General features: G+C 61.3%; 16 protein-coding genes. 5 read left to right on the top strand and 11 right to left on the bottom strand.

The window, feature by feature from the left end:
* Positions 1-6 precede the first annotated feature (6 nt).
* Positions 7-1,368, bottom strand: coding sequence for a TolC family outer membrane protein (locus RGR602_RS05465; protein WP_039846667.1), 1,362 nt, complete (start codon positions 1,366-1,368; stop codon positions 7-9).
* Between the two features lie 470 nt (positions 1,369-1,838).
* On the opposite strand from RGR602_RS05465, the gene RGR602_RS05460 reads away from it, so the two are divergent.
* Positions 1,839-2,450: a GGDEF domain-containing protein gene (locus RGR602_RS05460; protein WP_223843974.1), complete on the top strand. Its 612-nt coding sequence runs from the start codon at positions 1,839-1,841 to the stop codon at positions 2,448-2,450.
* 67 nt (positions 2,451-2,517) lie between these two features.
* On the opposite strand, the gene RGR602_RS05455 is transcribed toward RGR602_RS05460, so the two are convergent.
* From RGR602_RS05455 to RGR602_RS05440, 4 genes are all read right to left on the bottom strand, one after another.
* Positions 2,518-12,024: a T1SS-143 repeat domain-containing protein gene (locus RGR602_RS05455; protein ID WP_039844270.1), complete on the bottom strand. Its 9,507-nt coding sequence runs from the start codon at positions 12,022-12,024 to the stop codon at positions 2,518-2,520.
* A 286-nt stretch (positions 12,025-12,310) separates the two neighbouring features.
* On the bottom strand, positions 12,311-13,099 hold the full coding sequence (locus RGR602_RS05450) for a VOC family protein (protein WP_039844269.1): 789 nt from the start codon (positions 13,097-13,099) through the stop codon (positions 12,311-12,313).
* 45 nt (positions 13,100-13,144) lie between these two features.
* Entirely contained in the window at positions 13,145-13,612 is a 468-nt protein-coding gene (locus RGR602_RS05445; protein WP_203226187.1) for a DUF1579 domain-containing protein, read from the bottom strand.
* 31 nt (positions 13,613-13,643) lie between these two features.
* Positions 13,644-14,369, bottom strand: a complete 726-nt coding sequence (locus RGR602_RS05440) for a DUF899 domain-containing protein (RefSeq protein WP_039844267.1) — start codon at positions 14,367-14,369, stop codon at positions 13,644-13,646.
* Positions 14,370-14,458: 89 nt separating this feature from the next.
* On the opposite strand from RGR602_RS05440, the gene RGR602_RS05435 reads away from it, so the two are divergent.
* A complete protein-coding gene (locus RGR602_RS05435) occupies positions 14,459-14,905 on the top strand; it encodes a MarR family winged helix-turn-helix transcriptional regulator (protein WP_039844266.1) in 447 nt (148 codons plus the stop codon).
* On the opposite strand, the gene RGR602_RS05430 is transcribed toward RGR602_RS05435, so the two are convergent.
* The 3 genes from RGR602_RS05430 to RGR602_RS05420 form a co-directional block, all read right to left on the bottom strand.
* The gene (locus RGR602_RS05430) at positions 14,906-15,658 is read right to left on the bottom strand and encodes an RES family NAD+ phosphorylase (protein ID WP_039844265.1); all 753 of its coding nucleotides are present in this window, start codon (positions 15,656-15,658) and stop codon (positions 14,906-14,908) included. It abuts the gene before it with no gap.
* Entirely contained in the window at positions 15,618-16,001 is a 384-nt protein-coding gene (locus tag RGR602_RS05425) for an antitoxin Xre/MbcA/ParS toxin-binding domain-containing protein (RefSeq protein WP_052451487.1), read from the bottom strand. Before RGR602_RS05425 ends, RGR602_RS05430 begins: the two co-directional genes overlap by 41 nt.
* 214 nt (positions 16,002-16,215) lie before the next feature.
* Positions 16,216-16,638 (bottom strand): organic hydroperoxide resistance protein, encoded by a 423-nt coding sequence (locus tag RGR602_RS05420; protein WP_039844264.1) that lies wholly within the window; start codon positions 16,636-16,638, stop codon positions 16,216-16,218.
* A 124-nt stretch (positions 16,639-16,762) separates the two neighbouring features.
* Between RGR602_RS05420 and RGR602_RS05415 the strand changes: the two genes are divergently transcribed.
* Entirely contained in the window at positions 16,763-17,230 is a 468-nt protein-coding gene (locus RGR602_RS05415; RefSeq protein WP_022716337.1) for a MarR family winged helix-turn-helix transcriptional regulator, read from the top strand.
* Positions 17,231-17,269: 39 nt separating this feature from the next.
* Here RGR602_RS05415 and RGR602_RS05410 read toward each other — a convergent pair whose 3' ends face one another.
* Complete coding sequence (locus tag RGR602_RS05410) at positions 17,270-18,670, bottom strand: MFS transporter (RefSeq protein WP_039846665.1); 1,401 nt, start codon at positions 18,668-18,670, stop codon at positions 17,270-17,272.
* A gap of 116 nt (positions 18,671-18,786) precedes the next feature.
* Between RGR602_RS05410 and RGR602_RS05405 the strand changes: the two genes are divergently transcribed.
* Complete coding sequence (locus tag RGR602_RS05405; RefSeq protein WP_039844263.1) at positions 18,787-19,752, top strand: LysR family transcriptional regulator; 966 nt, start codon at positions 18,787-18,789, stop codon at positions 19,750-19,752.
* Positions 19,753-19,902: 150 nt separating this feature from the next.
* Complete coding sequence (locus RGR602_RS05400; RefSeq protein ID WP_039844262.1) at positions 19,903-20,775, top strand: cell wall hydrolase; 873 nt, start codon at positions 19,903-19,905, stop codon at positions 20,773-20,775.
* Between the two features lie 51 nt (positions 20,776-20,826).
* Here RGR602_RS05400 and RGR602_RS05395 read toward each other — a convergent pair whose 3' ends face one another.
* Positions 20,827-21,540: a L,D-transpeptidase gene (locus RGR602_RS05395; RefSeq protein ID WP_039844261.1), complete on the bottom strand. Its 714-nt coding sequence runs from the start codon at positions 21,538-21,540 to the stop codon at positions 20,827-20,829.
* A gap of 174 nt (positions 21,541-21,714) precedes the next feature.
* The gene (locus tag RGR602_RS05390; protein ID WP_039844260.1) at positions 21,715-22,521 is read right to left on the bottom strand and encodes a L,D-transpeptidase; all 807 of its coding nucleotides are present in this window, start codon (positions 22,519-22,521) and stop codon (positions 21,715-21,717) included.

Below are 22,521 nucleotides of genomic sequence, written 5' to 3'. Positions count from 1 at the left end.
TTTCGACTACTGCTGTCGAATAGGCGCTAGAAGGTCCATCGGCATGCCGGCTTTCTGATGCGACTGAAGCTCGACATATCCCGGATCTGCGACGCCCGCGGGGACAACAAACTCCTCCCGTGCATATTCCTTTGCCTGTTCGACCGGCTTCAGCTTCATCGTCTGGAGCAGATTGCCGGAAGCGGCCAGGATCTTGTACTCGGCAAAGACCGACGCAAGGCGCGCCGTGTCGGCAAGAACCCTGGTATTGAAATTGGTGTTCTGCGCATCGAGCACATCGAGCAGCGAGCGCTGGCCGACGCTGAACTGCTGCCGGTAGGACGATACGAGCTGGGCGTTGGTCGAGGCCTGCTGGCCGAGGATGCCGGCAAGCTTGCCGCGGCTGACGCGTTCGTTCCACGCTGTGCGGACCGACTGCTCGACTTCGCGCTGCACCTGCGCCAGCGCATAGCGCTGCTCGCCTGCACGGCGGATCTGCTCCTGCTCTCGGGCAACATCGATGCCGCCGCGATAAAGGTTCCAGCGGGCGACGACGCGCACCTGGTAGTCATTCGTATTACCATCGTCGCCATTGATGTCGTCACCCACCCGGGCGATGCCTTCGAGATCGACCTTCGGCAGATAGTTGGCGCGCGCGCCGCGCACGCCGGCATCGGCCGCATCGACATCCGCATTGGCGGAATAGATGCGCGGGCTGTTCTTGGTGGCCACGAAGACCGCATCGGTGACCGTCTTCGGCACGTATTTGGCAACCGAAGTCGGGGTCTGCGCGCCGGTGATCGGCTCGCCAACGTCCTCGAGGAAGCGTATCTTCGTCGCCTCCAGCTCTTCCTTAGCTTCCTGCAGACGGGCAGCCGCAGCCTGCTGGCGCTCGACGCCCTGGAGGCGGTCAGCATCAGTCAACGTACCGCCCTTGATGCTCTGCTCGATATTGCCGAGGATCTGGTTGTGGAAGGCCATATTATCCTGAGCGGCCTTCACGATCTGATTCTGCAGAATGTATTCGAGATAATCCTGCGTCACTTCGAGCGCCAGCGATTCGGACCGCTCCAGCACGCGGAAAGAGGCGCCATCGACGCGCGATGCCTGCTGTTCGACCTGTGCACGGCGGCCGCCGCCGTCGAAAAGCCGCTGTGTAACGGTGAGACCGACATCGCCCGGCGACAAGTAATCGGTATCCGATGTCAGAGTGCCTGTCGTAGAATTCGACAGCCGCCGGCGGCCAATCCCCGCGTCGAGATCAATAGAGGGCAAGTAAAGCCCACGCGCCTGGCGAAGTTCAAACTCGATTGCTTCACGATCCTTCGCAGCCTGCAAGATCTGCGGGTTCGTCTTCATCGTTTTTTCAATAGCCTGCTGAAGCGAAATAGCATTGGCGTCAACGCAAAATGCAAAATTCAAAGCAACAGTCGCAGACAAAGCTGCAAAAATTCTTTTGCCGTTAAACAAGTTTGATGCCCCTCATCACCTGTGATTAGCCCCGGCTACCCCATATACCGAAATTTCTTCTCGGATAAGTCAGTAGCATTAAGTTATCAACACTCCAACAGCCCTAGCCACCTTCCTGCGAAGACAGTTAACTCATGAGGTTTCCACCCCTAAAGCAACAATTTTACAGGATTTTTTAACCGGTACTTGTTGTGCTCACGGTTAGCTTGACACTCATCCCTAGTGAGTAATCCGACCCCATGATTTTTATTAACCGTTACTCCCCAGCCACAGTAAAACCCGCCTTGTTTCGCGCCGCGATCGGCGCATCATGCTGCACGGCAGGATCGCTCGGTCTTTTACTTATCTTAAACCTTCTAATCCCGGATAAACCATTTTTGGTAGGATTTGTGAGCATCCCTCCAATTTCGTTTCTTGTTGCATTTCCGCTGCTCCTGGCGCTGCAGCTGCAAAAGTCGGAGCTTGCGGCGCTGCGCGCCAAGATGAACCACGCCACCCGGCATGATCCGGTGACGAATGCGCTCAACGGCACCGCCTTTGCCGCTGCGATGCAGAATTATTCCGACCGCCGCCGGAAGATCGCGACCGATACCGGCGGCATCATGATCGCCGTCGTCATCGAGACGCTCGACGCAATCAGCCGCCGCTACGGCCCGCAATGGGCCGACACGGTGATGCTATCGCTGGCCGACATCATCAAGAGTTCGGTCAGAAGCGGCGACCTCGTCGCCCGGCTCGCGTCCAACGAGCTCGGCATCTTCCTGCCCGGCGCTACCCCCGAAAACGCCCAGGACATCGGCGCCCGCATCCGCAGGCGCGTCTCGCAGGCCGCCTTCGAGACCGAGGAAGCGCCGCTTGACCTCCAGATCAAGCTCGGTGGCGCCCTCTTCGAGGGGCCGGAAGACTTCAACCGGATCCGGCAACTTGCAGATGAGGTTGCGTTCGAGAGCGCGACCGAGGATGGCGAGCCGATCGTGATTGCCAGGCTGCCCACGGCGTGAGGTAGAAGAAAAGGCGCCGAAGCGCCTTTTCCAGGTTCAACTCTTCCAAGACCGAAACGCGAGCCGGTCAAGCGACCGGCGTCGTGCTCGAGTGATGATCGTCATCGTAGATGATCTTCACCGTCGACGCGTAGTTCTGAAGCACCGCGACATCGTGCCAGGTGCCGTTGTCATTGACGCTGATCGTCGTATTGCCTCCGGCAACCGTGCCCTTGACGTTCGCAAGCGCCTCCGCCTCATTCGCCTCGTGACCGAGGAGCGAGTTGAGGAGGTTGGAAACGTCAAGCGTGTCACCCTGGCTGTTCTTGAAGTCCGTGATGACGTCAACGAGGCTTACTTCCTTCAAGGCGGCTGCATCGATGACGAAGGTGTCGCTGCCGCCGCCGCCGGTCATCGTATTGAGGCCAGAGCCGCCGACAAGGATGTCGTCACCGTCGCCGCCGACGAGGATATCGTTGCCGGCTCCGCCGAGCAGAACATCATTTCCATTTTCGCCGTAGAGACTGTCATTTCCGTCTCCACCGTCAATGAAGTCTGTGGAATAGCCGCCATTTAGCGTGTCGCCGCCGCCCATCCCATACAGTGCATCATTACCGGAGCCGCCGTTTACCGTCTCGGCATTGCCGGAGCCGATCACCACGTCGTGACCTCCACCTGCATTCAGCGCGCCATTGAGATTGCTGTTAATGAAAATCAGATCGCCGTCGACATTAAACGTATTGATCCAACTCAATCCGTTCTCATTTCCGTTGCCATTGTTGGTGATGGAATAGGTGGTGCCCCACTCCTCGATCGCGCTGAAAGCAACATAGGTCGACTGCTGGCTGAGCTGGGAGTCCGCGGCAGTCACCCGGTAGATGTAAAGACCGGCATCGCCATCCCAATCCCAGAAGTCAACGGTGCTTGGATTGCCCGTGACAGTGCTGCCGCTGTGGGAAAGCCAATCATCGGAGCCCGTGGAATAGACTTTTTCGAAGCTGTGGCTGACCGTCCCCGCCCCTCCGCTGAACAGGCTCGCAACATTGTAGTTGACCCTGTTCGGCGAGCCGTTGTCGTCAGCGAACGCATACCGTCCGGTCAGGCTGGCTGCCTCGTTGACGGATAGCGGGGAACCTTCCGCGACGTTCGTGACCGTAATCGCGACCGCCTTTGTCGTATCGGCGGCCCCATCGTTGGCATGCACGATGATGTCGTAGACATTGTTGCCGCCGGCATCTGTCGGAGCCTCGAAGTTCGGCGAGGTCTTGAAGGTCACCGCACCGGTTGCTGAAACATTGAACTTGTCCGCGTCGGATCCTGTAAGCGAGTAGGTCAGATTGGCGCCCGCATCAGCATCGGACGCGACGATCTGGTAGACGACATTTGTGGCCGGGCTGTTTTCGGCTTCGCTTCCGGTCGCGCCCGACGTGATCACCGGCGCGTCATTCATGCCGTTGATGATAAAGCTGACATCTTTCACCGTGCCGTCGGCAGACTTGATCGTGAAAGTTTCGGTCCTCTGCTCACCGCCCTGTAGATACTGAACCGCCGCATTCGACACCGAGTAGGTGTAGTTGCCGCTCACATCCAGAACCAAGGTGCCGAGATTGCCTGCAGCACTTGTCACCGCCGTCTGGAACAACGACTGATCGTGGTCGGTATCGTTTACCGCGATCGTGCCGGTGGCTTCTAGGAAGCCGCCGTTCACGCCGACGTCTTCCGTCACCGCAAAAACCGTCGGCGTACCAATCACCGCCGCGTCATTGGCGCCGTTGATCGTGAAGCTGACATCCTCCGCCGTGCCGTCGGCCGACTTGATCGTGAAGGTTTCCGTCCTCTGCTCACCGTCCTGCAGGTACTGAACGGCTTCATTCGACACCGAATAGGTGTAGTTGCCGTTCGCTCCCAGAATCAAAGTGCCGAGATTGCCTGCCCCGCTCGTCACCGCCGTCTGGAACGACGATTGGTCATGGTCGGCGTCGCTCACTGAGAGCGTGCCCGTCGCTTTTAAGAGACCGCCGACCACGCCCGTATCTTCCGTCACCGCCGAAACCGTCGGCGCGCCGATGTCTGCTGCATCATTCGCGCCGGTGATCGTGACGGCGATATCCTTCGTAACCGAGTCATGATCGCCGTCCGTGACCGTGAAGGGGATGTGAAGGACCGCGATTTCGCCTGCCGCCAGGCCGTCGAATGCCGTGCCGGGTACGATCGAGATGGTCCGGCCATCGGCGCCGAGCGTGATCGACGGCATGCCCAGCGTGAGACCGGCCGGCACTCCGGTGTAGCTCGGCGTGCCGATGGACAGGGCAGCGCCGTTCTCATCAGCACTGAAGGAGAAGTGAGTACCTTCGGTGAGCGTGATGCTCTTGCTCTCGTTCTCCGACATGGCCGCGGCCACGTCAGTTGCCGTCGGAAGGCTGTCAGCGACGTTGACGACGAACTGGCCGACGCCGAGTGTCACGGCATCATGATCGCTGTCGAGCGCCTGAACATAGGCACCGAGATCGAGCGCCAGCTTGTCGCTGCCGGCGGCGTGATCGAATTCGCCGTGCAGCACGAAGGTGGCTGTGCCGTTCGCGGAGACCGTCAGGGTGAAGAGCGGCGTTCCGGGCGTGCCTTCGGCATAGCCGGTGAGCGTGGTGCCGTCAGAAACCACCTTCACCTGCTGGCCACCGGCCGTAACCGTACCGAGATTTTCCGCGGTTGCGATGGTCTTCAGTGCGAATACCGCAGCGCCGTCAGCACCAACGGAAACCAGCGAGGAAAGATCGATAGTGTCAGACGATACGTCGTGGCCGGACTCAATCTCGAGCGTCCAGTTGCGCAGCGTGCCTACATCGGCCCCCAGATCATCCCGGATTTCCAGCGTCCAGGTTCCCGCCATGCTCTTACCGTCGAGCAGGGAAAGCTGGTCGATCGCCGGACGCCATGTGCCGACGTATGGTTGGATGGCAGAGGTAAAGGAGCTTGCAGCTTCGTCGTCGAACTTGATGGTGCCGTTCGGGTCGCCACTTCCGCCATTGTCGTCAACCAACCGAACCCTGGTGCCATCCGGGGCAATGAGCGTAATCTCAAGGTCCGCCATGAAGGTGTGAGTGAGATTGATTGACACGTTGACGTCGTGAATCGTTCCGCCGGCTGGCGCCGTGATGGTCGAGCTGATCGTGCTGACGTCCGGGATGGCAAGATTGACCGTACCCGACGCGAAGCTGTGCGTCTCGAGGGTCGGGCCGCCTTCCACGACATTGCCGGAAACCGTCGTGTTTGCAACCAGCGTCGGAACGCTGTCTGCAACATTGATGGCGAAGGGCTGATCGACATAGTCGCCATCGCCGTCGAAGACGCGCGCCACGAGGTTCAGCGAGAGACTGTCGCTGCCGGCGGCGTGATCGAGGTTCTGAAAGAGCGTCGTCGCGAAGCTGCCGGGATGCAGGACACTGACGATGAAGACCGGATTGTCAGGAGTATCGCCGGCCTTAAACGCAACGATTTCCTGATCGACGCCATTCGTCTCACGGACGATATACTGCAGCGCCACGCCGTCGGAGGTGAGGCCGGCATTGATGATCGGCAGCCCGTTGCTATCTGTGCCGATCTCCACATGGGTGTTCTTGCTATCGGCGCCGATGTTGATGTTCAGGCTGGCGAAATCGACGACCGGAAGACCTGTTTCTGAGAGGGTAAGCGTCTGAGCCGTACCGGTGGCAACCGGCACGTCGTCACTGATAGTGACGATAAGCTGGCCGCTGAGCGCGACGCTGTCACCGTCCCCGTCGGTCACCGTCACCGCCGACGACAGGTCGAGGGCCAAGGACGTATCACCATCGATGGCGACAATATTGCCACCATGGCCGTTGTTGACCACGGTAACGCCGTTCGGAGCGCCACTTCCGTCCAGATCGAACTGCGTATTGTTGGCGACATTGCCGACATTCACATACCAGGTCGTATGCGCTGGAATGTTAAGGACATAGTCCGTACCTACGCCGTGGTTGTCGAGGGTCCAGGTCTGGTTCGTGTTGCTGTCGTTGGTGACGCGGATGATTGCGTCGCCATCGCCCATCCGGCCTTCGAAGGCGAGGTTGTTACCCCCGACATCTGCAAGTGCGAAATGGGAACCGGGCGCGTCGAGCGCCGTGGCTGGGGTGATCACGTTGCCGTTGATCAACAGTCTGTCGATATTGTCGAGCGCACCGTTCTGCGTGAAGGTGTAGGCCCCCGTCTCAGCATTGACGGCGAAAGTGAATATCAGGGCCGAACCGGCCTTGGCGATCAAGCTGTTGTCGACGACCGTATAAGTGAGTGCGACGCCATTCGAGCTCAGTGAAGTCAGGATCGAAGACAGATTGGTCAGTTCGACGCCATACCGTCCGATCCCATCGGCGCCGGGCGAGACCAATGTCTCGAGGCTGCCGGTGATCGAGGAAACTTCGTCGGTCGACACGTTGATGATCGTGCCGGTGGAGACTGGGGTGTCGTCATTGACGGAGACGGTGAGCGAGCCAGTGGCGGCGTCACCGTCGCCGTCGGTGACCTGGTAGTCAATCGTGAAGCCCTGGTTGTTCTCGCCGTTTCCAGCCGCATGCTGGATCGCGTGGTTCTGCGTCAACGTATAGGCGCCGGAGCTGGCGTTCGTCAGCGTCACGGTCAGGACATCGACGGAGACCCCATGCTGGACCTGATGGATGACGATGGTCAGCCCGTCGGCGCTCACCGTCTGCGAAAAGGCACCTTCGCTCGCGGCGCTCGACGCAAGGCCGGCTCCCGTCAAGAGTACCGTGCCTGCACCGTCCGTACCATAGGAATGTGCCAGGATGCCGGAGACATTCGCCAGGTTCGGTGAAACGTCGCCGTTGCCGCCTGCATTGCCGCCCGCAAGCGCGTCGTCGTCAAGCTGTACGTTCGCGTTCGAACCAACCTCCGGCGCATCGTCGGTAATCGTCACGACCAGCTTGCCGCCGAGCGTGACGCTATCGCCGTCGCGGTCGGTCGCCTGGATGACGGAACCGAAGTCGATGCCGGAGATCGTCGTTGCACCAGACTTCAGGTCACTGCCGGCACCCGACGCATGGTCGAGCTGGTCGTACTGCTGGAACTTGAAGCTGCCGTCACTGTTCAGCGTCAGCGACAGGACCGGACGGTCGATGAACGGGTTATAGCCCGCACTGCCGATGTTGACATAGCCGATGACCATGTTGCCGGTCACCGCATAGGACAGTTCGCCGCCCTTCGACGATAGCTGCAATGCGGAGAGTGTCTGGGCTACATTGGCTGTGAACGAGAAGCCGCCGCCTTGAGCCGCCCCGTCAGCGCCGAAGGCAACCGTCGAGGCGACGGAGCCGGTCACCGTTGCAGAAAAGCCCAGGGGCAACAGATTGAACGCAGAAGACGAACCATCCGCCGTGCCGTCATTGGGGCTGTTGCCCTGCGACAGGACATTGAAGATGTCGCCTTCATCGGCGGTGACGGAAACCGCCGGACCGGACAGGACCGGCGCGTCGTCGCGGAATTGGATCTTGCCGCCGATGCCGATCGACCTGGTTGCGACATCGCCATCGAAGTCGGTCGCGGTGACAACAGCGGAAATCTTACCGGCAAGGTTCACCAAGTCATTGACGTCGCCGCTGTTCGGATGCTGGATTGCCTGATACTGGGCGATGCTGACGCGGCCAGAGCTGTCGATGCTGATCGCGAAGACGGCATCGCCATGGGCATCACGGCCGACGACAAGACCGTTTTCTTCCGTCAGCGTGATTGCCTCGCCCGCGGCCGTCTTCAGATCGGAATTGGCATTCGTGACGTCAAGCGTCAGCGAAACGCTCTTCGGCTCGTCCGCACCGGCACTCGAGCCGTAGTGGACGATCGCGTTGCCGTTGCGGGCATAACCCAAGGCATGCAGGCTTTCGCCGCTTTCCAAGCCTGCGAAGGCGGAGAGCGCGCCGGTATCGTTACTGCCGGCATTCAGGCCACCGGTTTCGTCATGCGTGTCCGTACGGCCCGTCAGAGAAATCGAAACGGTCGGCAGATCATCGGTGATCGTCACGACCAGCTTGCCGCCGAGCGTGACGCTGTCGCCATCGCCGTCGGTCGCCTGGATGACGGAGCCGAAGTCGATGCCGGAGATCGTCGTTGCAGCAGACTTCAGGTCATTGCCGGCACCCGGTGCATGGTCGAGCTGGTCGTACTGCTGGAACTTGAAGCTGCCGTCGCTGTTCAGCGTCAGCGACAGGACCGTACGGTCGGTGAACGGGTTATAGCCCGCACTGCCGGTATTGACATAGCCGACGACCATGTTGCCGATCATCGTGTAGGACAGTTCGCCGCCCTTCGACGATAGCTGCAATGCGGAGAGTGTCTGGGTGGCGTCGGCAGTAAACGAGAAGCTGCCGACTCGAGCCTCACCGTCGGCGCCGAAGGCAACCGTAGAGGCGACCGATCCGGAGACAGTCGCCGCATCGCCGAGACCAAACAGCGAGGGCTCCGAAGACGAACCATCCGCCGTGCCGTCATTGGGGCTGTTGCCCTGTGATAGGAGGAGATTGGAAATGTCGCCTTCGTCGGCAGTAACTCCGACAACCGTTTCCGAAAGGACCGGGACGTCGTCGTTGACGTTGATCGTCAGCGAGCCGCTCGCAGTGTCGCCGTCGCCGTCGGTCGTCGTGAAGCCGATGGTGAGCGGCAGGTTTTCTTCGGAAGCGCCTACGGTCGGGTGCACCAGCGGAGCGGAGAGATCGAACTTGTAGCTGCCGTCAGCGCCGACCGTCAGGGTGAAGACGACGGCATGGCTGTCAGCGCCGGTTGCCGTCAGGATGGTTTCGCCGTTTTCGCCGGTGGTCGTCGTGTAGGTGAGAGCTTCCTGAACACCATGGCCGTCGACATTGTAGATGGCCTTGATGCCTTGGGGCGTGGTGAAGGCGACGGAAGCGACGCCGTCGGCACCAGCCGTGAACAATGCACCTGCAGCACCGGTTACCGACTTGGCATCTGCAACATCACCGCTGCCGCCGTTGTTGCCTGCAAAGGTCGTCTGAGCTTCGTCGTCCAGCACCGTTTCAGCCGTGACGATGTTGGCGACCGGGACGTCGTCGTTGACGTTGATCGTCAGCGAGCCGCTCGCAGTGTCGCCGTCGCCGTCAGTCGTCGTGAAGCCGATGGTGAGCGGCAGGTTTTCTTCGGAAGCGCCTACGGTCGGGTGCACCAGCGGAGCGGAGAGATCGAACTTGTAGCTGCCGTCAGCGCCGACCGTCAGGGTGAAGACGACGGCATGGCTGTCAGCGCCGGTTGCCGTCAGGATGGTTTCGCCGTTTTCGCCGGTGGTCGTCGTGTAGGTGAGAGCTTCCTGAACACCATGGCCGTCGACATTGTAGATGGCCTTGATGCCTTGGGGCGTGGTGAAGGCGACGGAAGCGACGCCGTCGGCACCAGCCGTGAACAATGCACCTGCAGCACCGGTTACCGACTTGGCATCTGCAACATCACCGCTGCCGCCGTTGTTGCCTGCAAAGGTCGTCTGAGCTTCGTCGTCCAGCACGGTTTCAGCCGTGACGATGTTGGCGACCGGGACGTCGTCGTTGATGGTGACGGTAAGCGAACCCTTTGCGCTATCGTTGTCGCCGTCGGTGACGGTGTAGTTGACCGTCAGGGACAGCTCGTCCTCGACCGTTCCGCTATCGGAATGAACGAGCGGCGCGCTGGCAATGAATTCGTAGGAGCCATCGGCATGGACGACCAGAGTTGCAACCGTCTGGCCGCTGGTGCCGCCGGTGGCTGTGAACGTCGTGTCCGTCCCCTTGATCGAAGGTTCGCCCCACTGGACCGATTCCGTGTGTGCAAAGCCGTCGACGCCCTTAAAGATGGCACTGAAGCTCATCTGCTCGCCAAGCACGACGCTCTTGAAGCCGTCGGCGCCTGGCGTGAACAGCGAGCCTGCGCCGCCGCTGACGGTGGTGACGGTTCCTGCATCGCCTTCACCGCCCGCATTGCCGGGGAAGAACTCCTGCAGGTCGTCGTTGATGACGGCTTCGTTCACGGCATCGTTGCCGTTCGGCACGTCGTCGTTGATGGTTACCATGAAGCTGCTAGCCGTGGTATCGCCGTCGGCGTCGCTGGCGGTCACATCGAACGACAGGCCGATCTGCGTGTCTTGCGACTGCGTTTCACCCTGCGGATGGTCGATGCTGGTCAACAGCTGGAAGGTGTAGCTGCCGTGCGCCGAGGTAGGATCGAGCTTGACGACGAAGACGTCGATGCGACCCTCGCCGGACTCCGGGCCTGTATAGGCCGTCAGCGTGTGGCCGTTTGCGGAGATTTCGTAGTGGATCGCTGCGCCATGCGAGGTCAGGCCTTCGGGTGCGCTCTGCGCGTCGAAGGTCAGGTCGCGTTGGACGCCATGGTCGGCTCCCCAGTCGACGCCGAGGGAGATCCTGCCGGTGATGGCAGCGCTCTCGCCGCCGAGAAGGCCCGCTTCATTGACCGCGCTGTTATCGGTGCCTTCGCCGAGATCGATGCCCGGGCCGTCGTCGTTTATATCGATCGAGGCAGTGCCAGTTGCGGAATCGCCGTCCTTGTCGGTGACGGTGTAGCTGAACCGCAGCCGGAGCGTGTCGGCAGCACCTGTCTGGCCCAGATCCGGGTGGTCGAGCGGGCCGGACTGCGTGAAGGTGAAGGCACCGGCCTCGATGTTGGTGACCTTGAGGACGAAGATCGGCGTTGCGCTGCCTTCGACGGTACCGGTGATCGTCAGGCCATCGGCCGAAACGGTGACGGTGACGGGCTTTCCACCGGAGGTCAGGCCATTCGGCGTGCCATCCGTGCCGCCTTCTTCGTCGATATTCGTGGTGCCGACGAAGCCAATGCTGGTGATGACGCCGACATCCTCTCCGCCATCGAAGCCGAACTGGCCGGTAACGGTCTGCTCTTCGAAGCCACCCTCGCCGTTTGCCGTTTCGGTCAGGGTCAGAAGCTGCGTCTCAGAGATTACCGGGACGTCGTCGAACAGTTCCGGGCCATTGTCGGAGGCCGCGTCGAGCTGCTGCGTATCCGCCAATAGCTGCGCCAGTTCGGGCGGGGCGTCGCCATCCTGCTGGATCGTATCCTGGAATTCGGCGCCGGAGCTCGGAGCTGCCGGGGTTGCGGTGTCGCCGCCATCGGGGCCGGCGGCGACGTTGATGTTGCTGTCGTTCAGCGCCGCGATGACCGTGTCGCGCGGCAGCTCGACGTCGCCGAGCATGAAGGTTGGGACATTTAAGGCGCCGTTGACGATAACGATTTCCGTTCCGTCTGCCTGGACGAGCACCAAGTTGCTTCCCTCGATGCGGATGTCGTCGAGCGAAACACCGGCCGGAAGGTGGGCAACATTGTTCTGGTCCGGAACAACCTGGTTGGGATTGCCACTTTGAGGTGCCGGCGCGACATTCTCGACGCGATCGGTCTTCGGGGCTTGTTCGCTGCTCTGCGCCTGGGCAAGCTCGACACGCTCGACTTCGGCAGGCTTTGTTTCGTCGTATGAAGCTTCGCGAATATCCGAAAGAAATTCGTGCGGCGCGCTTTCGCCGTCGACGTTCGAGATGCGCAGATCTTCTTCGATAGACATGACAGTACCCCAAAATGAAAAACTGGGGTCAATCAATTACGCGGACGTTCTAATTGCAATACTTCCTTAACCACGCAGATATAGCCGATTATGCATCCACCCAAAAATGTTCAGGAAGGGTTAACCTTGCGGGGCGTTTTTTGGCCGGAACGATAAAATTTGAATAAATTTAACAGATTAGCGGAACGGATTTAGCCGCTCAAATGAAGGGGCGGCCCGCTTCCAAGGGCCGCCGCCGATCACTTTCCGTATCTCGATTCCCCGTTTCCGGGATGTTGCTGCGAGGTCAGCGGCCCGGCGCGACGAGACAGAAGTAAGCGCCCTGCGGGTCCGTCGCATTGATGATCCAGCTGCCGCCGGGCACTTCCATCGGACCGACGATTACCTTGCCGCCGCCCGCATTGATGCGTTCGATGGCACTGTCGATCGCCGGCACGTTGAAGTAATAGCCCCAATAGCACATCGGCACACCGGCGGGTTTGGTCATCATGCCGCCGATCTGTTTTCCATGTTCGGCGAAGATGCGATAACCGCCCATCTCGCCCATGTCGAAATCGTGGTCCTTGGTCCAGCCGAAGACCTTCGAGTAGAAGGCGAAGGCTTCCTCCATGTTGCCGGCCATCAGTTCGTGCCAGCCGATATGGCCGGGCGTACCCATTTCCGGCTCCCAACCGCTATCGCCCTCCATCGGCAGCGGCGTCATGATGCAGAGGACGGCCCCGTGCAGGTCGGCGACGACGGCAAAGCGGCCGATGGTCGGGATGTCTTCGGGGGGGCGGCGGATCTGGCCGCCGTTCGCCTCGAAATCCTTCGCGGCTTGGTCGACATCGTCGACACAGACATAGCCTGTCCAGTTCGGCGGAATGCCCTGCCCTTCGAGCTCGGCCGGAAATGTCATCATGCCGGCAACGCCGCGGCCGTCCGCCTCGAAGATGGTATAGGGGGAAGGAAGGTCCTCCATCGGCATCTCTTTCGTCGTCCAGCCGATGACAGAGCTGTAGAAGCCGGCGGCTGCCTTGGTATCCGCCGTCATCAGTTCGCACCAGATGAATTTTCCATGCGTGTCGGAAGCCATGATCTTTTTCCTTTTCGTGCCTATGGAATCGGGTTTGGTTCGGAATCACGGCTTGCGCGTGTAGTGCGCCTCCATAAACTGCTTCCAGCTGCCGTCCGGCTGCTTGGCCGACGAGTTGAAGGTGCGGTGATCGTCATCGGCGAAGATGATCTGCTCGCGGTAGTCCTGCTCGGCGCCTTGGGTCTGGAAATCGGGGCCACGGGTATAGAGGCTGAGCACCTTGCCGTCGGCCGATACATCACCCTCGTAGACCCACATGTGGTCCATCATCGAGCCGATCCAGCTGCCGACATATTTGCCCTTGGCCGCATTGTAGCCGAGGGTGAGCATGGTGGTGGCAGCCCCGCCGCCCGGCATCTCGCCATTGCCTTCGGCAACGAACCAGATGCCGTGCAGCGAGCGCACGATCTCCGTCCATTGCTGGTCACCGGTCATTTCGGATGCCGTGACATCCCATACGCCCACCATCCTCTCCAGGAAGCGGTGCTCCTCCAACGCTTTTGCAGTTTCCATCATCCTTCTCCCTTGGCGATGTTCGCAGATTTCAGTGACGGGATTGCGTCTTTTGAGCGCCCTCGTATTCGTCGTGGCGCTTGACGAAATCCATCGTGCCCTCCTCGTTGCGGCCCTTCGGGGCGCGGTCGAGGATCATCAGCGTGCCGATCAGTTCCTCCGGCCCACGGGCATAGCTAGAGTAGGTATGGAAGATTTCACCCCGCTCGTTCTTGTAGAAGGAACTCAGCCCCGGCAGTTCGTCATGGGCCTCGGCGGGTTCAATCCCGGTGAAATTGTAGAAAACCTTATCCTTGGCGAGATCTTCCGGGCTGAAGGAAACGTGGTAGTCGAAATTGAAATCGCTGCCGAAGGACGAAACCCAGGGGAACTTCCAGCCCATGCGCTTCTTGTAGGCGTCTATCTTGGCGAGCGGCGCGCGCGAAACCGCGACCCAGGTGACGTCGTGATGGTTGAGATGCGGCAGGGCGCCATCCACATGATCGGAAAGGAACGAGCAGCCGGTGCAACCGGCCTCCCAGTCCGGACCGAGCATGAAATGGTAGATCATCAGCTGACTGCGGCCATCGAAGAGATCGGATAGGCCCTTCTTTCCCTGCGGGGTGTCGAAGACATAGTCCTTGTCGACCTTGACCCAGGGCATGGCCAGGCGCTCGGCATTGATCCTGTCTCTGAGATGAGTTGCTTCCTTCTCCTTCAAAAGCAGCGCGCGGCGGGCCTCCAGCCATTGTTCACGGGAAACGACTTGATTCTGCATCGCGAGCGCCCTCCTCCGGCGCCGCCGGCAAGACCGGCATTCGTTCTCATTCGCTTGACAAAATACATTGATATCAATAGAAATAGAGCATGTCAAACGCGATAAAAATTCCCTTTTCGACGACACTGCTGGTACGGGACACCTGCCTATGCCTGCATGTTCAGCGCGCCGCGCGATCACTTGCACGGCTTTTCGACGATGCGCTTCGTCCAGTCGGGCTCACCAACGGGCAGTTTTCGCTGATGATGTCCCTCAACCGGCCGGAGCCGGCGCCGATGGGGCCCGTGGCCAATGTTCTCGCCATGGACCAGACGACGCTGACGGCGGCGCTAAAGCCGCTGCAACGCCGTGGCTGGGTAAATGTAACGCAAAATCCGAAAGACAAGCGGGGGCGGCTGCTCAGCCTGACGCCGGACGGCAAGGCGGTGCTCTCCGCAGCGCTGCCAATCTGGGAAAGGACGCATGCAGCGCTGGAAGAGAATCTGCCTGGCGGCAGCGGCGAGCGGCTGCGAAGCGAGCTGCAGGCGCTCACCTGATCAACGGGCGATGCGTGGATCGTTGCCGAAGTCGCTCCTGGCAAAGCCGATCCGCATCTTCGGAAATTCGCACAGCGCCTGAACGCCTGCCGGCGACAGGCGAATACGCCATGTCTGGCGCTCGGCCGGTTCGCGGGCGCTGAAGGCCTTGGCCGTCAGCAGCGCAATATTCTTGCCGTGATGCGGATCGCGGACGGATTCATAAAGGATCGCTTCGGTGCCGATCGCGCGGGCGGTATCGGCAAGGGCCTGGCAGGGTTCGCAATTCATGGGATCGGTCCATTTCGGGCGATCGCGGTTGAGCGGCGGCAAAGTCAAATCGAGCGCGGCCTTCGTCGCGACGAGAGCCGCAAAGGCGGTGTATTCGGCCGCATTCGCAGGCAGTGGAGTCTCAGGAGAATCCGCAAAGAAGAGCAGGCGGTAGAAGGCCATCTCTGAAAGCGCCGTCTCCACCTTTTCCGAAGCGTAGAAAACGCCGAGCGTGCGCCCTGCCCTGCGAAAGCGCGAACCATGCGGGTAGACGGCGCCGTAGCGGAAGGGCGTGGCGAGCAGATAGTCGAGGTCGGCGCATTCGGGCGGCAGCGCCGGCTTGCTCTTCTCGAGCAGCGTTTCGAGCAGCGCCTGCTCTTCCAGCGTGTCGACGAGCTTCAGCGTCGAGATATGATGCTGCGCCTCCACCAGGCGCCAGAAACTGCCGGATATCGCGCGCGCCTCAGACGAGAGCGCGGCGGGCGTCCAGATAGGCAAGGACATCGGTCAATCCGGAAATGCTAGCGATCTTTTCGAGCGGTGCGGCACCCAGCGCGGTATTGGCATTGCGCAACCATTGCCTGGCGACCGCCTCGTCGCCGCCGACGATCGCATCCAGCGAGCGGAAGAGACGGACAAGCAGGACAGCGAGTTCAAAGGACTTGCTGCCACGCTCCAGAAGATGATCCTGCCGCTTCATGCGCGAGATAGTGGCTTCCGACACGCCGAGAACGACGGCAAGCACGCGGGCGCTGATGCCGAGCCGGTCCGCGGCATTGACCGCCGCCTTGGTGATCACCGCGGCCTCGGATGTCCGGCGGCTGTCCTGAAAATGCAACGAGGTCATCGGCGCATCCTTTCCTTGGAGATAATATAGCAGTTTTATTTCAGATGAAAAGGGTGCCGCTCGTTTCCTCTCCCCAACCGCGGAGAAGTGCCGGAGCGAAGCCGAGGCGATGAGGACGCAATGAGCGAGCGTCTGAGGCAAAAGCAAAGATACATTTGTCGCTCCTCATCCCGGCCGGCCACCTTCTCCCCGGCGGGGAGAAGGTGATTCCGCATCAGGCCACCATGACCGGAACTTCGGTTGAGGTGCGCATGGCGTGGCTGTAGGGGCAGACGATGTGGGCGGCGGCGGCGAGCTTTTCAGCCTCGGCCTGATCCAGGCCGGGGATATTGACGGTGAGCGCCACGTCGATGCCGAAGCCCGTGCCGTCTTCACGCGGGCCGATGCCGACCTTGGCGGAAACCGTCGTGTCTTCCGGAATCTTGACCTTCTGCTGGCCCGCGACAAATTTCAAGGCACCGAGGAAGCACGCGGAATAGCCGGCCGCGAAGAGCTGTTCGGGATTGGTGCCGGTGGCGCCATCGCCGCCGAGTTCCTTCGGAACAGTCAACGTCACGTCGAGAACGCCGTTTTCGGAAACGGCGCGGCCTGCGCGGCCACCGGTGGCGGAAGCTTGGGTCGTATAGAGGATGGGCATGTCAGTCTCCTTTGCGTTGGGGCTGGATTTCATATATTGCACAATTAAATTGTACGCAAGTGAATTTCGCAAATTGCATTCGGAATCTGAAAAGAGGAGAATTACCCCTCAAAGGAACAGGACAATGAAAGCGCAGATGGCAAAGACGATGGAAATCCCGCAAGAGGAGAGGCGGCTGGAGAAACAGCTCTGTTTCGCGGTCTACGCGACGGCGCATGCCTTCACGCGCGCCTACAAGCCGATCCTCGACAAGGTCGGCCTCACCTATCCGCAATATCTGGTGATGCTCGTGCTCTGGGAAAAAGCCGAACTTCCGGTGAAGACGATCGGCGAGCAGCTCGACCTCGATTCGGGCACGCTCTCGCCGCTGCTCAAGCGGCTGGAGCAGACCGGGCTGATCAAGCGCACCCGGGACGCACGCGACGAGCGGCAGGTGATCGTTTCGCTGACGCCGAAGGGTCGTTCGATGAAGAGCGAGGCGGCAACGATCATGACGGCCATCGGCCAGGCGGCCGGCTGCACGCTTGAGGAAATGGCGGAAATCCGAGGATCTTTGCAGAAGCTGCGCGGGAACCTGAATGCAGCCGTGTGAGAAATCGCCCGCGCCTTTGAGCGCGGGCGTTCGCAGATTTTACTCGGCGGCCTGATAGGCTGCGGCTCGCAACGGCGACGTCCTCGGACCGAGGGCGGCGAGAAGCACGACCGCGACGGAAAGCAACGCCGTGAAGGCAACGCCTGCCACATAAGGATCCCAGCCGAAGGACGGCGCCGCGCCGAAGACCGCGGAGGCGGCCGCGAGCACGATGCCGCCGCCGATCTGGAAGGCGGCAAAGAGCATGCCGGAGGCCAGGCCCGATTTGTCTTCCTCGACATCAGCGAGTGCCGCGACCTGAACGGAGGGATAGGTCAGCGCGTAACCGAGGCCGAGCGGGACCTGCGACAGGACGACGAGCAGGATCGGATTGATGTCACCGACAGCCGCGACCCAGAAGATATAGCTTGCTGCCTGCAGCGCCACGCCGAGCGCCATGAGGCCCGTGGTGCCGCGGTTCTGCGCGATCGCGGCAAAGCGTGGCGCCAGGAACATGACGAAGACGCCGCCCAAAGCGAAGCAGAAGCCGGTGCTGAAGGCCGACCAGCCGAGCTCGTTCTGGTAATAGAGCGTCGCAATGAACTGGAAGCCGACATAAACGCCCTGAAAAAGGGCGGCGACGGCATTGGCATGGCTGAGTTTTGCCCGGCGGAACATCGCAAGCGGTACCATCGGATCGGCATGCCGGGCCTCAACGGCAAGGAAGAGCGAAATCAGGACGGCCGCCGCCGTCAGTGCGCCCCAGGTGGGAAAGGCGCTCCAGCCGTCGGCTGCGGCGTTGGTGATGCCGAAGACGAAGAGCAGCAGGCCGGGGGTGATGGTCAAGGCGCCTGCCCAGTCAAAACGCGGACGGACGGCTCCCCGGCGCTCGTCTGCGGGCAGGACGAATGGCGCGATCGCCAGCGTGAGGATCGCTACCGGAGCGCCCATGACGAGCGTCGCCCGCCAGCTGAAAATGGTGGCCGCACCGCCGAGCACCATGCCAAGCACGAAGCCGGCGGCGCCGGTGGAGGAGAAGACCCCGAGTGCCTTGGCGCGGGTGCTGCCCTCCCCGAAGACGGAAAGCAGAAGCGCCAACGCGGCCGGTGCAGTGAAGGCCGCGGCGATGCCCTTGATCAAACGGGCGGCAATCAGCGTCGGCCCGCTGTCGACAAAGCCGCCCGCGATACTCGCAGCTGCAAAGACGGCAAGCGACCAGAGAAAGACGCGGCGGTGGCCGAAAACGTCGGCAACGCGGCCGCCGAGCAGTAGGAAGCCGCCGTAGCCGAGGACATAGGCACTGACGGCCCATTGCAGCGAAGTTGCCTGCATGCCGAGTTCGGCCTGAATGGCGGGAAGCGCGACGCCGATGGTCGAAACGTCCATGGCGTCAAGGAAATTGGCGGCGCAGAGCAACAGCAATGCCAGCCCCGCCCCTCTTCGAGATTGTGTGAGAGTCATCGAGATCGTTCCTTTTGCTGCCGCGCTGGTTGGGAGGAAGCGGCAGAGGAACGAGAAGATGATCATCTCCGAATCCTATTGCAAATTGATAGTAACCATGCCAGGTATTACTGATAATGATAAATGACGCGATCCTTCGGAAAATCGACCTGAACCTCCTGCTGGCCTTTTCGGTGCTGATGCAAGAACGCAATGTCAGCCGCGCGGCCGAGCGGCTGCTGCTTGGCCAGCCGGGACTTTCGGCGGCGCTGCGGCGGCTGCGCGAAGCACTCGACGACGAATTGTTCGTCCGCGTCGGACGCGGCCTGCAGCCGACGCCGCGCGCGCTCGCCATCGCGCCGGCAATCGAGGATGCGCTTTCCGGCATCGAGCGGGCCATCCGCCCGCCCGCCGCCTTTGACCCCGCCAGCTGGAAGGGCGAATTCCGCATCGGCCTGTGCGACAATCTCGAATCGGCGTTCTTCGGTCCGCTCGCGGCGCGCCTGCGGGAACTGGCGCCGGGCGCCCGGCTGGTCGGTGTGGCCTTCCACAAACGCGATGCCGCACGTCTGCTCGACGAGGGCGCTTATGATTTCAGTGTCTCGATCCACGACGAGCCCGCCTCCTGGCATATCCGCGATCCGCTCTTCGACCAGTGTTCGATCTCGATCTACGATCAGAAGCAGCTCAGGTTGAAGACCCCGCTGACCCTTGAGGACTTCGCCAAGGCAGACCATGTCGGCGTCTCGTTCGAAGGCAGCAATGGCTCGACCAATGTCGATATCGCACTCGCCCGCTTGGGGCGCAGCCGGCAGGTGGTGGCCACCGTGCCCCGCTTTTCCGCCTTGCCGACGGCGCTGCGGGCGATGCCGGCGATCGCGACGATCCCCGAATCGATCGCCCGCTGCATGGCGCAATTGCATGGGCTGACGGTTTCAGTGCCGCCAATCCCGCTGCCTGCGGAACCGATCACGATGCTTTACCGCCGCGTCGACCGGGCGGATGGACGCTCCGTCTGGTTCCGCCGGCTCTTCATCGACGTTGCCAGCGCCGCACTCGAAGCATCCGGCTGCCGGGTGGGCATTTCCAGGGCGGCCGCCTAGCGAATTTGCCGCTAGAGACCTCCCCTTCCCTTTGAAATCTCAGTATTTTTCCGTGAATCACGAAATGTGTTTGGAATATTTACGAACGTGAGTTAAAACGTTTTCGCGACGTGATTTGGGCTGGACTATAACAATAGGAGGCACCGGCCGTTGAGGGCGCGATACGCATTGGGCAAAACCATCTCCGGGATTCTCTTTGCCGGACTGGCTGCAACAGGGTGCACGACGGCCGCCAAGGCGCCACCGCCGACTGCACGTCCTTCTTCCACCGCCAAACCAGCATCAGCCAAAGTGACCTATAATTACACGGCACGGGACCGCGATTGTCTGAAGCGCGCCATGTATTTCGAATCCGAACACGCGGATCGCGATGGCTATATGGCGGTCGGAACCGTGGTAATGAACCGGCTCACATCGCCCGCCTATCCCGACACGATTTGCGAAGTGGTAGCGCAGGAAAAGCAGTTCGCGCCCGGCGTCATGACCAGGGTCGTCGACCCGAAGACGGGGCCGGAACTTGATTCTGCCGTGGACGGAATCTTGCGCGGGGAACGGCATCCCGGCGTGCAGAACGCCATGTTCTTCCACACCGACGGCCTGAAATTCCCCTATCGCAACATGCATTATGTCGTCGAGGCCGGCGGCAACGTCTTTTACGAAAAGCGCGGCAGGGACGGAGCCTTGCAAACGCCGGCACCGCTGCCGGCCTATGACGTCGCAATGAACTACGTTTCCGACCCGCGGCTATCAGGCCCGGTTCAGTTCGCAGGCGTGCAACCGTTCGCGACTTCCACAAAAATCGACGTGTTGCTCCCGGAGAAGGGGCCAATCCCGAGGGCCATGCCCGATGCGGCATCGATACCGGATGCCACCACGACCTCCGCCATTCCGGCTGCTTCCCCGGCATCGACGGCCCCAGGCACTGTCATGCCGCCGGAAGGATCGCCAATCGCACTACCGACGCCCCGCCCCGCCTATAACAGCGCAGGACTGGCTGCCGGCCATCTGCCGGCGGGCGGCTGAGGCCGCTCAAAAGGACTTCCTTCCGAAGCGGAAGGAAGTCGAGTTCATTCATCACTGCCACACGACGATCGGCGTCTTGTTCGGCACGCGGTCGTAGAGATCGATGATATCCTGGTTCAGCAGGCGAACGCAGCCGGACGAAACGGCCTTGCCGATCGACCGCCATTCCGGATTGCCGTGCAGGCGGTAGAGCGTATCCTCGCCATTCGAGAAGATATAGAGCGCGCGCGCGCCGAGCGGGTTCAGGAGGCCAGGCTCCATGCCGCCGCGTTCGATCGAATATTTTGCGAGTTCCGGCTGGCGGGCAACCATTTCATTCGGCGGCTTCCAGCGCGGCCACTTCTGCTTCCATTGGATGACGCCGTTACCGGACCAGGCAAAGCCTTCGCGTCCGATGCCGACGCCGTAGCGCATCGCTGTCCCGCCAGGCTGGACGAGATAAAGGAAGCGCGACGGCGTATCGACGACGATCGTACCTGGACGCTCGCCTGTCGGGTCGATGACCTGCTGGCGATAGTAGCGCGGATCGATCTGCTGGTAGGGGACGGCGGGGATCAGGAAGCCGCCATCCTCGATGGGACCGTATATCACGTCAAGCTCGGCATCCGTGGGAGCGGGCGTCGTCTCGAAAGGGCGTGGGAAACGGAAACCGACGGGCTGGACGCTCGGTGCCGAAGTGGAAGCGCAGCCGGCAAGCGCGGAGGCCGCCGTCAAAGCCGAAAAGGAGAGAAAGTTGCGGCGGGAGAGAGATTTTTCGAGACTCATGCGCGGGACGGAGTTCCTTGTGTCGCGGGGAGAGCCGGCATGCGGCACGCACCCCTGTTGGTTCATTCAACGCCGGTGATGAGTCGGAAATCTATCTGCCGCGGCCAAATAAACCATACCCTCACGAAGTCGTGTCCCCGTGCGGACAGACGATATCGCCCCCCTGTTGCGCCGCTACATCACAACGATCTCGGCCTTGGCCGGAACGCGGTCGTATAGGTCGACGACATCCTGGTTGAGCATGCGCACGCAGCCCGACGAGGTCGCCTTGCCGATCGATTGCCAATCCGGTGTGCCGTGCACACGATAGAGCGTATCCTGGCCGTCGTTGAAGATGTACATGGCGCGGGCGCCGAGCGGATTTCCGAGGCCAGGATTCATGCCGCCGTTTTCGGCCGAGAAGGGGCGGATATCCGGCTGGCGCGAGACCATTTCGGCAGGCGGCGTCCAGCGCGGCCATTTCTGCTTCCACTGGATGACGCCGCGGCCCGACCAGGCGAAGCCTTCGCGGCCGATGCCGACGCCGTAGCGGATCGCCTTGCCGTTCGGCTCGACAAGATAGAGATGGCGGGCCCGCGTATCGACGATGACAGTGCCCGGCTTTTCCTGCGTCGGGTAGTCGACTTCCTGACGGAGATACGCGGGGCTGACGCGGCTGACCGGAATGGCCGGCAAAAGGAAGTCGCCATCGCGAAGCTCGCCGTACAAGGCGGCGTTCACCGGATTGGTGACCGGCAGGCCGTAGGTCTGGTTAAATTGCGTCGAGTAGAGATCGCGCACCTGCGGCACCGGCGGATCGGGGATCGCCCTTACCTTGCGCGGATCAACGCCCGGCGGCTCATAGAAGACCGGCGAAGTCTCCTGCACGAAGCGGGCCGGATCAGTCGCGCCCGTATCAGGAATCAGAATGTTGCAGCCGCTGAGGCCAAGGGCCGCCACGGCAAGGCCGGCAAAGGGAAACACCCGGCGCGAAAAATCCAT

Origin of the sequence: Rhizobium gallicum bv. gallicum R602sp, assembly GCF_000816845.1 — a bacterium.
Taxonomy (GTDB): Bacteria; Pseudomonadota; Alphaproteobacteria; order Rhizobiales; family Rhizobiaceae; genus Rhizobium; species Rhizobium gallicum.
The sequence above is the reverse complement of the archived record's forward strand: the minus strand, read 5'-3'. Positions and strand labels throughout refer to the sequence as shown.

Excerpts from the sequence above, each read along its gene's own strand:
- RGR602_RS05455 (WP_039844270.1), bottom strand. The coding sequence starts at position 12,024 with ATGTCTATCGAAGAAGATCTGCGCATCTCGAACGTCGACGGCGAAAGC.
- RGR602_RS05450 (WP_039844269.1), bottom strand. The coding sequence starts at position 13,099 with ATGGCTTCCGACACGCATGGAAAATTCATCTGGTGCGAACTGATGACG.
- RGR602_RS05445 (WP_203226187.1), bottom strand. The coding sequence starts at position 13,612 with ATGGAAACTGCAAAAGCGTTGGAGGAGCACCGCTTCCTGGAGAGGATG.
- RGR602_RS05440 (WP_039844267.1), bottom strand. The coding sequence starts at position 14,369 with ATGCAGAATCAAGTCGTTTCCCGTGAACAATGGCTGGAGGCCCGCCGC.
- RGR602_RS05435 (WP_039844266.1), top strand. The coding sequence starts at position 14,459 with ATGTCAAACGCGATAAAAATTCCCTTTTCGACGACACTGCTGGTACGG.
- RGR602_RS05430 (WP_039844265.1), bottom strand. The coding sequence starts at position 15,658 with ATGTCCTTGCCTATCTGGACGCCCGCCGCGCTCTCGTCTGAGGCGCGC.
- RGR602_RS05425 (WP_052451487.1), bottom strand. The coding sequence starts at position 16,001 with ATGACCTCGTTGCATTTTCAGGACAGCCGCCGGACATCCGAGGCCGCG.
- RGR602_RS05420 (WP_039844264.1), bottom strand. The coding sequence starts at position 16,638 with ATGCCCATCCTCTATACGACCCAAGCTTCCGCCACCGGTGGCCGCGCA.
- RGR602_RS05415 (WP_022716337.1), top strand. The coding sequence starts at position 16,763 with ATGAAAGCGCAGATGGCAAAGACGATGGAAATCCCGCAAGAGGAGAGG.
- RGR602_RS05410 (WP_039846665.1), bottom strand. The coding sequence starts at position 18,670 with ATGACTCTCACACAATCTCGAAGAGGGGCGGGGCTGGCATTGCTGTTG.
- RGR602_RS05405 (WP_039844263.1), top strand. The coding sequence starts at position 18,787 with ATGATAAATGACGCGATCCTTCGGAAAATCGACCTGAACCTCCTGCTG.
- RGR602_RS05395 (WP_039844261.1), bottom strand. The coding sequence starts at position 21,540 with ATGAGTCTCGAAAAATCTCTCTCCCGCCGCAACTTTCTCTCCTTTTCG.
- RGR602_RS05390 (WP_039844260.1), bottom strand. The coding sequence starts at position 22,521 with ATGGATTTTTCGCGCCGGGTGTTTCCCTTTGCCGGCCTTGCCGTGGCG.